Here is an 11,400-nt window from a genome sequence, read left to right on the forward strand (position 1 = left end):
CGCTCGTTTGGGGTGCGGCGGCTCCGTCAAGCCGCCGCGCTACCGTCGCCATGCGGTGTGGCCGCATCGGGCTTGCGCTTGCGGGTGAGGCCGATCAGCCCGAAGACAAGCGGCGACAGCAGAAGGGCAAGAGCAAGCGCCATCAGAGAGGAAACCAGCGGGTTTGACCAGAAGATGTTCAGGGTGCCGCCGGAAAGAAGCATCGACTGGCGGAAGGCGTCCTCAGCCTTGTCGCCGAGCACCATGGCCAGAACCAGCGGCGCAAGCGGATAGTCGAGCTTCTTGAAGACGTAGCCGAGCACGCCAAAGCCGATGACCATGAAGATGTCGGAGACCGAGTTTGCCACCTGATAGGCGCCGGAGAAGATGACGGCGACGATGATCGGGCCGATGATCGCAAAGGGCACGCGCAGGATCGATGCATAGAGCGGAACGGTAGCGATCACCAGGAAGACGGCGACAACGTTGCCGAGATACATGGATGCAATCAGGCCCCAGACGAAATCCGGACGCTCGGTAAAGAGCATCGGGCCGGGGGTCAGGCCCCAGATCATCAGGCCGCCCATCATGACGGCCGCCGTTGCCGAGCCGGGAACGCCGAGCGCCAGCATCGGAAGCAGCGCCGAGGTGCCGGCCGAGTGGTCGGCGGTCTCGGGTGCGACGACGCCGCGCGGGTCGCCCTTGCCGAACATCGACTTGTCACGGGCCGAGCGGCGGGCAACGCCATAGCTCATGAAGGAGGCCGCGGTCGGGCCGGCAGGCGTGATGCCCATCCAGATGCCGATGATCGTCGAGCGAAGGATCGTGAACCAGTAGCGCGGAATCTCGATCAGCGTGCGGCCGATCTCGGCAAGCTTGACGCGCGCCTTGATGCCCTCGAAGCGCAGGCCCTCTTCCGTCGTCAGCAGAAGTTCGCCGATGCCGAAGAGACCCATGACCGCGATCAGGAAGCTGACGCCCTTGATCAGCGTCGGGATGTCGAAGGTCAGGCGCAGGTCGCCGGAAATCGTGTCCATGCCGACCGAAGCAAGCGCGAAGCCGAGCATCATCGAGACGAGCGTCTTGAAGGGCGATTGCGCCCCCATCGAAATGAAGCTCGCAAAGGCGAGCAAGTAGACCGCGAAATATTCCGGCGACGAGAAGCGCAGCGCGAAGTTGGCGACCCAGCCGGAAAGCAGGGTGATCATCACGACGCCGGCAAGCGCGCCGATGCCGGCGGATACGAAGGCAAGCGTCAGCGCCCGGCTCGCCTGCCCGGCCTTGGCCATCGGATAGCCGTCGAACGTGGTCGCCACCGACGAGGGTTCGCCGGGAATGTTGAACAGGATCGATGTGGTCGATCCGCCGAAGAGTGCGCCCCAGTACATGCAGGAGAGCAGGATGATGGCGGAGATCGGGTCCATCGAGAAAGTCAGCGGCAAGAGCAGCGAAACGCCGTTCGGCGCCCCGAGGCCGGGCAGCACGCCGACCAGAATGCCGAGCGTGACGCCGATCATCATCAGCAGGATATGGTTCCAGCTGAGGATGTGGCCGAAGCCATCGATCAGAAGACCGATATTTTCCATGTCATTCCTCCCGGGGCTTAAAGCGCGTCGCGATCCTTCGGATGCGCACGCTTCGCTTTAAGTCTTTGATTTTCTGCATGTCGTTTTCGCAAAACCGTGGTGCACTTTCGCGCGACATGCCTTGGGCGTCGGGATCAGTAGATCCCGAACCAGGCCTCGATCGGCCCCTTGAGCAGCGGAACCTTGAAACCGAACTCGAATACGATGAAGAAGAACAGCGAAACGGCGATGCCCGACGGCAACGCGATCCACCATTTGTAGCGCCCCTGGAAGAGCATGGTCCCGGCGATGTAGAGCGCGGTTCCGACATAGAGGCCGAGCCAGGCGGAAACGCCGGCAAAGGCGACCAGCGGCAGCAGGAACGATCCCACCACCTTGACGCGGTGACCGTCGATGAAGATCTCGCCGGATCCGCGATGTTTCAGGAAGGCGTGGATCGCGTTGGCGACGCTTCCAAGAAGGATCAGAAGCCCGACATAGAAGGGAAAATAGCCGGCTTCCGGACCGAACTCCGTCCATCCCGCGCCGATATCGAGAGATCCGTAGCAGACCGCAGCGCCGAAGGCGCCGGTCAGTGCGGCAACGCCAAGCTCAACCGCGAAGCGGGAGACCCCATTCGCACCGTTCTCGCTCATGATCGTGACCTTTCAAAGCGAATGACGGGTGCCCGAAGGCACCCGTCCCAATGTCCGCCTTAGTTGGCGAGCCAGCCTTCGCGCTTCAGCACTTCGCCGACAGCCTCGCCATCCATTTCGATGGCGGCCTTGAAGTCGTCACCGGCGATGTAGGACGGCGACTGCGAGGTGTCTGCGAGGTACTTCGCCCATTCCGGCGTTTCGGAAACCTTGCGCATCAGGTCGGCATAGAACTTGACCACATCCTGGTCAACGCCGGCCGGCAGCCAGACGGTGCGCGGCATGGAGTAGTTGTCGATGGCGATGCCCGTTTCCTTGCAGGTCGGGATGTCGCTCCAGGCCTTGTCGCCGGCAACCTTGGTGTCGTTCGAAAGCTTGACGCTCTTGAAGACGCAGAGCGGCTTGACCATGCCGGCCTGCCACTGGCCGAGGTTTTCGCTCGGGTTGTTGACGTTGGCGTCGAGGTGCTCGCCGGCGAGCTGGACGGCTGCTTCGCCACCGCTCTTAAAGGGGATGTAGTTGATGGTCGCACCGGTCGCCTCGTTGATCATCGAGGTCAGGATCTGGTCGACGTCCTTCGACTGGCTGCCGCCGATCTTCAGGCCGCCTTCCTTGGCCTTGGCGGCAAAGTCGGCTGCGGTGTTGTAGGAAGCCTTGCCGTTGACCCAGAGGACGAACTCGTCGGAAGCGAGCGCTGCAACCGGCGTCAGGTCTTCAGCCTTGTAGGGAACCTTGGCGCGGACCGGCAGCAGGTAGGCGTTATTGGTGCCGAATGCCAGCTTGTAGGCGTCGCCCTTGTTGGTCGCCGCGTAGACGAAGCCTTCGGCGCCGCCGGCGCTGCCCTTGTTGGTGACGACAACAGGAGCCTTCATCAGCTCGTACTTGCCGATGATCGCCTGGATCGTGCGGGCGAAGATGTCGGTGCCGCCGCCAGGGCCGGCGGTGACGATGAATTCAACCGGACGGTCGGGCTCGAAGGCGGCGGCCGGAGCGGCAACACCGAAAACGGCTGCCATGATGCATGCGATGGAGACGGTATTCTTCAAGTCGGGTCCTCCCGTTTTTTTGTGGTTCTGCGGCGCAAGACCTCCTCCTGCGCCGGTATTGCTTGAAAGCGTACGAAATCAGGCAGCAGCCTTGAGGGCGGCCTTTTTCTTCGCCATGCGCACTGCCAAGAGCAGTGCTTCGCGGCTGGCGCCGACGTCAGCAATACCCTTGCCGGCGATGTCGTAGGCAGTGCCGTGGGCCGGCGTGCAGAGCGCGAAAGGCAGCCCGCCCATCATGGTCACGCCCTTGTCGAAGCCCATCAGCTTCATCGCGATCTGGCCCTGGTCGTGATACATGGTGAGGACGGCGTTATAGCCTTCCTTCAGCGCGCGCCCGAAGACGGTATCGGCCGGGAACGGTCCTTCGACGTTGAAGCCGAGCGACTTGGCCTTTTCGACGGCCGGCTCGATGATGTCGATCTCTTCCATGCCGAAGCTGCCGCCGTCGCCCGCATGCGGGTTGAGACCGGCAACCGCGATCTTGGCCTCCTCATGACCGGCCTCCTTGAGGCAGGCCTGGGTCAGCTCGAGCTCGGCAATGATGCCGTCGATGGACAGGTTATCGGCCACTTCCTTGAGCGGAATGTGCGAGGTGACGCGCGCGTTCCAGACTTTTTCGAGAACGTTGAACTCGCGGACCTTGCCGGTGAAGCCGAGAACGTCGGCGACGAAACGGATCTCGTCGTCGTAGCCCGGATAGGCAAAGCGCATCGCCTTCTTGTTGAAGGGCGTGAAGCAGACGGCGTCCGCCTTGCCGGCATGCGCCAGTTCCAGGGCGGTGCGGAAGTTGCGGGTGGCGAAAGTGCCGCCGGCAAGCGTCGCCTCGCCGCGAACGACGTCAGCGGGATCGAGGTGCGCGAGATCGACGAACACGTGGCGCGACGTTCCGGCTTTGTCGAGATCTTCGAGCGTCGACGGCTCGAGATCGAGCGTCACGCCGGCAGCCTTGGCACCCTCGTCCAGAATGCGGCGGTCTCCGATCGTGATGATGTGCGCGGCTTCGCCAATATCGGAAAGCGCCAACAGCTTTGCCGTCAGTTCCGGGCTGATGCCTGCCGGATCGCCCATCGCGAGCGCAATGACAGGACGCGCGCCGTTACCGGCTGCACCGTTGGTCGTCATGAGAGATGTCCTCCACTTCATTCTTTCGAGAGCCGTCATACGTTATTCAAAATTCTGCATCAAGTCTTTTGTATTCTGTATGCAGCATTTTCTGTTGACGATGAGAAGGCCCATCTCCATGCTTTAATGAGACAGCGCTGATTCAATCGGCGCCAACGGGAACAGACGGCCGACGCCCAGTCGCCAGGCGCAGAAGCAAAACAATGAACGAAATCACATCTTTGGAGAGGCGGCCGGATGGCGGCCCCGGTCCGATCAGGCGCACGGCGCTGCACGACACGCTGGTCAGCCACCTGCGCGACATGATCATCGAAGGCGACCTGTCGCCCGGCACGCGGCTGCATGAAGGACAGCTGGGCGAGCAGCTCGGCGTGTCCCGCACGCCACTGCGCGAAGCCATCAAGTACCTCGCGAGCGAGGGGCTGGTGGAACTCGTCCCGAGCCGCGGCGCCATCGTCAAGCGTTTCAGCGCCAAGGACGTGCACGACATGCTGACGGTGCTGCGGACGCTCGAAGAACTGGCGGGCAAGCTCGCCTGTGAGGCGGCAAGCGACGCCGGCATCGCGGAAGTGCGCGCGCTGCACGACGAAATGGTCGCCCGCTACAAGGCCGGTGACCGGCTGCAGTACTACAAGCTCAACCAGCAGATCCATTCAGCCATCGCACAGCTCGCTGCAAACGCCGCATTGGCGGACATGCACGCGATCTTGCAGACGCGGCTGAAGCGCATTCGTTTCATCGGCCACGAGGGACCCGAAAAATGGGCCGCGGCCGTTGCCGAGCACGAGGAAATGATCGTCGCGCTCGAAGCGCGCGACAAGGCAAGGCTCTCCGAAGTTCTCGGTCGGCACCTCATGAATGCGTGGGAGCGCGTGCGCGCCGCGGTTTAAGCGACGCGGCGGCCCCGGCGCAAGCGAGCCCTGGCGGGGCTCGCGCAGTCACGCCTTCTGTCAGAATTTCGAACAGGCGTCCGCAACGGTCTTGGCGTTTGCCGCAGCCGCCTGCTTTTGCAGCGCGAGAGCCGCATCGCGCAGCGCCGGGTTTGCGACCCGCGCCTCGTATCCCGAGACATCCAGGCTCGAGAGTTCGCAGAGCAGCCTTGCACGCCCAGCGAACCCGCCAGCCCGCCCGGCGAAGCCGCCGGGCCTTTCGGCAACGTCAAATACGCTGGAAACAATGTGGAAACAGTCCGCCGTCAAGGAACGGCAAGCGTAGCCCCTTGCTGTCCTCCTGGTGTTACAGATTTGCCTCCCGAGCGAGCTGCATTGCTTGCAAAGAAATTAAGAATATTCGAATTCAATTGACTTTAACCTGATCGAAATTCACTGAATCCACGGTGGGGCGGAGACGGGAACGAGGATGGGGCGGCAACGGCTTCGGAGACTGCTTGCGACAGTGGCAATCCTCTGTCCAGGCGCAGGCCTGGCGGAACCAATTCAGCGAACGCCGCCCGTCGCCGGATCGGTGATCGCCCGCAAATCCGGCGAGGAAGTTCGCTTCGTCGATGTCTCGGCCTGGCGCTTCGTCGATCTCGCACAGGACCTCTTGTCCGGCGACGTCTTGCGCACCAATGCGACCGGGGCACTGGCGGTGCTCTTCTCCGACCACACCCAGATCCGGCTCGGCCGCAATACGGCGTTGCGCGTCAAGCGCATGGGAACGGGCAGCGATGCCAATCTCGAACTGCAATCGGGCACGATCTGGGCGCGCGCGGAGCGCGGCGGCCAGGGTCTCACCATCGACACGCCGGCGGCAACGGCTGCCATCCGCGGCACCGACTGGACGCTGACGGTCGCCGGCGACACGACCTCGCTGACCGTGCTTGAAGGCGTGGTCGAACTCAGCAATGCGCTTGGCAGCGTCACGGTGAAACAGGGCGAAGGTGCCGAGGCCGCGATCGGCAAGGCGCCGACCAAGATCGTGATCGTCACGCCAAAGGACCGCGAACAGATGCTCTTCCATCTGTCGCTGCGCGACGCCTTCGCCTTGATGCCGCCAACCCCGCTCAAGGTGCGTGACATGCGCCAAGAGCGCGACCGGATCGAGGCCCGGCCGGAAGCATCCCGCTCGGCCGAAGACTGGCTGACTCTCGCCGAAATCCAGCTGCGGTTCGAGGGAAAGGCCAAGGCGACGGCGGCCCTTCGACAGGCCCGACGACTGGGTCTGAGCCAATCTCAGACCGCGCGCGCCTATCTCGTCGAAGCGCTGGTTGCCGGCGCGGAGAACCGCTACAGCGATGCGGCAGGGTTCTTCGCAAAGTCAGCTCCCGGGCTCGACGCCGATCGCCGCTCCGTGGCTGCCTTCGGCGGCTACTTCGCGCGCGCGCTGGCAGACCCGGACCGGATCGAGCAGCCGCCCTCTCAGGCGACGGGCGCCTACGGCGCCTTCGCCGCGGCCTGGACCGCGGGCTTTCGCACCGACATCCGCGCGGCGATCGAAACGATCAAGAAGGCGGAAAGGCGATATCCGGACGACCCTTTCCTTCCGGCGGCCCGGGCGCAATTCGCGATGCTGCTCGACGATCGCGATGAAACCCGCGACGGCATCGAGAAGGCGCTTGTCAACGATCCCGACGATCCGACCGCGCTGGAATCGCGTGCCAAGTATCGTTTGCTCATTGAAAACGACCGAGCCGGCGCGCTTGCAGATCTCGAACGCGCCCTGGAAATCACGCCGGGCGACCCGTCGCTGTGGAACTGGGTGGGCCTGGCAAAGAGCGACCGCGGCGACAATCGCGGCGCCGAGCAAGCGTTCAAGACAGCCGTGGAACTCGATCCGGCCGACCTGCTCTACCACGCCAACCTGGCCTATCAGTACCTCGACGAAATGCGGCTCGGCGAAGCAAAGCGCGAGATCGATGCGGCGCTCGCGATCGATCCCTCCTTCGACCTCGTACTCGTCACCCGCGGGCGGTACCATTTGCAGAACGGCGATCTCGACAAGGCCATCGACGACCTCCTGGCCGGCTCGACAGCCAACCCCGCCTATTCCAACGCCCAGTTGCTGCTCTCGGCGGCGCACTATGAAAAGGGGGATCGCATCCCGGCGGCACAGGCCCTCGACAATGCCGACCGGCTCGACCCGAACGACCCTGTCGTTGCGACCGTGCGGACCGCCATCGCGATCGACGAATACGATTCCGATGCGGCGATCCGCTACGCGCAGGACCTCATGCGCAGGACGCGGGCGCGTGGCGGCGAGAGCGCGCCGCTCGGCGCCAACCAGGACGCCGGGTCGACACTCAACGACGCCTTCCGCCTGCAGGGGCTGAACGCCTGGGGACAATATTACGGCGACGTCGTCTTCGACCCGTTCACGGGATCGAGCTATGTCGACCAGGCCATCCGCGGCAGCGTCAACCCGCTGTTCAACACCTATGATTTCGACGGCAGCCCGGTCGTCAACACCGCCAATCCGCAAAGCTTCTCCGCTTTTTTCCAGGGGCTATTGATCGAGCCGCATATGCTGGCAAGCCGCGAGCGCACTGCCAACCTCGTCCAGCGGCCGTTCTTTGAAGCCGCGCTTGGCGGCGGCATCATCGCCGACAGCGATCACGAGGGCTGGATCGGCGAAGCGGAACTGCGCGGACTGACCTTTTCGCCCTTTCCGATCAGCGTCTACGGCAACCTCCAGTGGGAGAAGCCGCGCGACACGATCGATATCGGCAACGGTCTTGCGATCGAGCGCGAAGCGCGCCTGCTCGGCGGCAACGGCTACGTGACGGCCTCGCCGACGCCGGATGACAGGGTCGTGGCCTACGCCAACCATGCCAGCCTCGATGACACGCGCAGCATTCTCGGCATCCCGGATCCGCGCGCGATCCCTTTCAAGCTCGACGGGATAAACGACAACGATGCCTCGCGACTGCTGTCGGGCGTGGCATGGAGCCATACATTCGGCTACCGCAATGTCGCCAACGCCGCCTTCTTCTTCTCCGACGAGAACATCACGGACAGCGAGCGGGTTCGCTATTCGGACGTGCGGTTTCCCGATCTGGCCACGAGCCGGAGCGAGGACAAGCAGAGAACCTATGTCGCCGCCATCAACCACCTTTACGGTGACGGCGATTTCACCTGGCGCTACGGCATCGAAGGCGGTGTCGTCAGGTCATCGCAGTCGTTCGACATTTTCGATCCGCTGGGTGTCAGCACCGGCAGCAGCAATGTGCCCGTCATCGCGTCCGGCTCGACGTCCGCGACACAGACCGTCGCGAAAGCCTATGTCGATACGATCTACGAAATCACGCCGGACCTGAAAACGGAAGGTGCCCTCTTTGCCCGCTACATCGAGGGCGTCAACGATGGCGATGTCAGGCTCGAGCCGAAGCTCGGCATCGCCTGGGCACCGGCCGAAGGGCATTGGCTGCGCGCCGCAGCCATGCGCGATGGCCTCAACTTCGACGCCGCCACCCTGGCGCCGATCGGCATCGTCGGCCTGCAGCCGAACCAGCTGCGCTTTGGCGCCGAAGGCTACGCCGATACGCTGGCACTGCGTTGGGACGCGGAGTGGAACAGCTGGTTTTTCACCGCACTCGATTACCAGCACCAGGAGGTGCGGCAACTCGCGCTCGACATTCCGCTTTCCACCACCAGCCTTGCCTATGCCAGGGTCGGGCTCGACCGGGTTGCCGCGACTGCGAACTTTGCCATCGGCCACGGCGTCGGCGTCTCCTTGACCGCGGCCCACACGGAAGCCGACGTCAAGGAACACACCGGCAACCAGCCGGACGAACTGCTGTTCGTACCGGAAAACACCGGCCAGGCGGCGCTGACATGGGTCAGCACGGCCAACGTCAAGACGACCGTTGCCGCAAACTATGTCGGCTCGCGCCCCGGCGGTGGAAAAATCCTCGACGATTTCTGGACGCTCGACGCAGCCTTGCAATGGGAGCCGTTCGACAAGCAGATTGAGGTCGATCTGGCGGCCTTCAATCTGCTCGACGAGGACTTCGACCTGGGCACCGGCCTGCCGGGCTGGGGACGAACGTTCAAGGGCACGATCAAAGTGCGGTTCTGATGGAGGAGCGCGTCGCCGTGCAGGCATCGAGCGGTCGGTCTGGACGATGGGAAAGCCCCCGTTTCCCGCAACGGCGGCTGAAGCTTCTCGCTCTTGCGGTTTTCGTCGCCATCGCGCTGTCACTGGCGACCTTGACCAATGCCTGGCGACTGAACGAACTGCGCAGCTTCGACTACCTGTCGACCATCGCCGGCCCGGCGCTGCCGGAGGAGAGCCCGATCATCGTCGCCATCGACGAACCGTCGATGGCCGAAATCGGCCGCCAATGGCCCTGGCCGCGCGCCCTCCACGCCCGCCTGATCGAGGCGCTGCGCAAGGCCGGCGCCCGCGCGATCGGCATCGACGTCATTTTCGCCGAGCCTTCCGCCGATCCGGCCAACGACGACGCGCTGGACAAGGCGCTCGGCGCGGACGTGGTCCTTGCCGGCGATCAGACGCTCGTGGAGACGCCGCAGGCCGACCAGTTCGTGCGCACCGAACCGCTCGCCCGCTTCATTGAAAGGGGCGCCTGGACGGGCATCGCCTCCGTCAGCCTCAGCGGCGATGGAACGCTGCGCGCCGTTCCCGACTATCCGGACGGGTTCGCCGCCGTGCTGGCGGCGATCGCCGGCGCGAAATCGCAGGCCCCGCCTGGCGATGCCCTGATCCAGGTCTTCGGGCCGGCGCGAACCTATCCGACGGTTTCCTATTACCAGGCCCTTGATCCCGACAACTTCCTGCCCGAAGGCCTCTTCGAGGATCGCGTCGTGCTTGTCGGCCTCAGCCTGCAGAATGCGCCGTCGATCGCCGATGGCGGGGCAGACGCCTTCACCACGTCGGACACGGTGCATTCGAACAAGCTCGTCTCCGGTGTCGAGATGCAGGCGACCATCTACGACAATCTGGCCCACGGCCTTTTCATCAAGCGCGCTCCAAGGCCCTTCGTCGTTGCAGCCATTGCACTGGCAGCGGTGGTGGCGGCCCTGTCGGTGTTGCGGACGACCGGCTGGCGCACGCTTGTCTTTGGCGTCATCGCCATTGGCCTCATTATCGTCGCAAGCTACGCCACGATGCGTCTTGGCCACATCTTCCTGTCGCCGCTTGGCCCCGGCCTGGCGTTCCTCGCCGTCACCGCAGGCCAGGCCGGGCTCGACTATGCGGAGGAACGCAAGAAACGCCGCGAAATCACCCGCGCCTTCCAGCAGTATCTCTCCCCTGCCCTTGTCGAGCGCCTGGCAAAGGACCCGTCGCACCTCAGGCTCGGCGGTGAACGGCGCACCCTGTCGATCCTCTTCTGCGACATCCGGGGCTTTACCACCATCGCCGAGGAAATGAAGGAAGACCCGGAACGATTGACCGCGCTGGTCAACCGCCTGCTGACGCCGCTCTCGGAAGCCGTTCTCGACAAGGGCGGCACGATCGACAAATACATCGGCGATTGCCTGATGGCCTTCTGGAACGCGCCGCTCGACGATCCCGACCATGCCGTGCATGCGGTTGGCGCAGCGCTCGACATGCTCGCCCGGCTTGAAAGGGTCAACCGGGAACTCGAAGGCGAGGCGAAGCAAGAGCGCAGACCGGCCCAAACGCTGAGGATCGGCATCGGCGTCAACACCGGCGAATGCGTCGTCGGCAATATGGGCTCGCACCAGCGCTTCGACTATTCCGCCCTTGGCGACGCCGTCAATCTGGCCTCCCGCCTCGAAGGCGCATCAAAGGACTACGGCATCTCTCTGCTCCTCGGCGAGGAGACGGCGCGGCTTGTCGAGAAGGCCTTCCCGATCGCCGAACTCGATCGCATCACCGTCAAGGGCCGCACCGCCGTGTCTCCCGTCTTCACCGTCGCCGTCGGCGCGAAGAAGGAGGCGATCGAACGCCACCAGGCCTTCATACAGGCCAAGTATGACGGCTCCCTTCAGGCCCATGACGCGGTCTTCGACCAGTTGAAGAGCGCCCTGCCGCCGCTCGCGCGCTACTACGAAAGGGAGCGCTCCCGCCTCGACGCGTCACGACGGGAGCAGAAGTGAAACGGCACAA

The 11,400-nt window shown here is 64.0% G+C and carries 7 protein-coding genes; 3 read left to right on the forward strand and 4 right to left on the reverse strand.

Going from position 1 to position 11,400, the window contains the following annotated elements; all coding sequences use genetic code 11:
* Positions 1–26 precede the first annotated feature (26 nt).
* From C1A35_RS32170 to C1A35_RS32185, 4 genes are all read right to left on the reverse strand, one after another.
* Positions 27–1,565, reverse strand: coding sequence for a tripartite tricarboxylate transporter permease (locus tag C1A35_RS32170; RefSeq protein ID WP_104668301.1), 1,539 nt, complete (start codon positions 1,563–1,565; stop codon positions 27–29).
* A 134-nt stretch (positions 1,566–1,699) separates the two neighbouring features.
* Positions 1,700–2,200 (reverse strand): tripartite tricarboxylate transporter TctB family protein, encoded by a 501-nt coding sequence (locus C1A35_RS32175; RefSeq protein WP_104668302.1) that lies wholly within the window; start codon positions 2,198–2,200, stop codon positions 1,700–1,702.
* Positions 2,201–2,259: 59 nt separating this feature from the next.
* Complete coding sequence (locus C1A35_RS32180; RefSeq protein ID WP_104668303.1) at positions 2,260–3,246, reverse strand: Bug family tripartite tricarboxylate transporter substrate binding protein; 987 nt, start codon at positions 3,244–3,246, stop codon at positions 2,260–2,262.
* A gap of 78 nt (positions 3,247–3,324) precedes the next feature.
* Positions 3,325–4,368, reverse strand: coding sequence for a 4-hydroxythreonine-4-phosphate dehydrogenase PdxA (locus C1A35_RS32185; protein ID WP_104668304.1), 1,044 nt, complete (start codon positions 4,366–4,368; stop codon positions 3,325–3,327).
* A 203-nt stretch (positions 4,369–4,571) separates the two neighbouring features.
* On the opposite strand from C1A35_RS32185, the gene C1A35_RS32190 reads away from it, so the two are divergent.
* From C1A35_RS32190 to C1A35_RS32205, 3 genes are all read left to right on the forward strand, one after another.
* Positions 4,572–5,258: a GntR family transcriptional regulator gene (locus tag C1A35_RS32190; RefSeq protein ID WP_104668305.1), complete on the forward strand. Its 687-nt coding sequence runs from the start codon at positions 4,572–4,574 to the stop codon at positions 5,256–5,258.
* A 469-nt stretch (positions 5,259–5,727) separates the two neighbouring features.
* Positions 5,728–9,384 (forward strand): FecR domain-containing protein, encoded by a 3,657-nt coding sequence (locus C1A35_RS32200; protein ID WP_104668307.1) that lies wholly within the window; start codon positions 5,728–5,730, stop codon positions 9,382–9,384.
* Entirely contained in the window at positions 9,384–11,390 is a 2,007-nt protein-coding gene (locus tag C1A35_RS32205; protein ID WP_104668308.1) for a CHASE2 domain-containing protein, read from the forward strand. The genes C1A35_RS32200 and C1A35_RS32205 overlap by 1 nt, the downstream gene beginning before the upstream one ends.
* Positions 11,391–11,400 lie beyond the last annotated feature (10 nt).

This window comes from Ensifer adhaerens (assembly GCF_002940685.1).
In the GTDB taxonomy this organism is placed as follows: Bacteria; Pseudomonadota; Alphaproteobacteria; order Rhizobiales; family Rhizobiaceae; genus Ensifer; species Ensifer adhaerens_E.

Coding starts and splice junctions, on each gene's coding strand:
- C1A35_RS32190 (WP_104668305.1), top strand. CDS start 4,572: ATGAACGAAATCACATCTTTGGAGAGGCGGCCGGATGGCGGCCCCGGT.
- C1A35_RS32205 (WP_104668308.1), top strand. CDS start 9,384: ATGGAGGAGCGCGTCGCCGTGCAGGCATCGAGCGGTCGGTCTGGACGA.
- C1A35_RS32175 (WP_104668302.1), bottom strand. CDS start 2,200: ATGAGCGAGAACGGTGCGAATGGGGTCTCCCGCTTCGCGGTTGAGCTT.
- C1A35_RS32170 (WP_104668301.1), bottom strand. CDS start 1,565: ATGGAAAATATCGGTCTTCTGATCGATGGCTTCGGCCACATCCTCAGC.
- C1A35_RS32185 (WP_104668304.1), bottom strand. CDS start 4,368: ATGACGACCAACGGTGCAGCCGGTAACGGCGCGCGTCCTGTCATTGCG.
- C1A35_RS32200 (WP_104668307.1), top strand. CDS start 5,728: ATGGGGCGGCAACGGCTTCGGAGACTGCTTGCGACAGTGGCAATCCTC.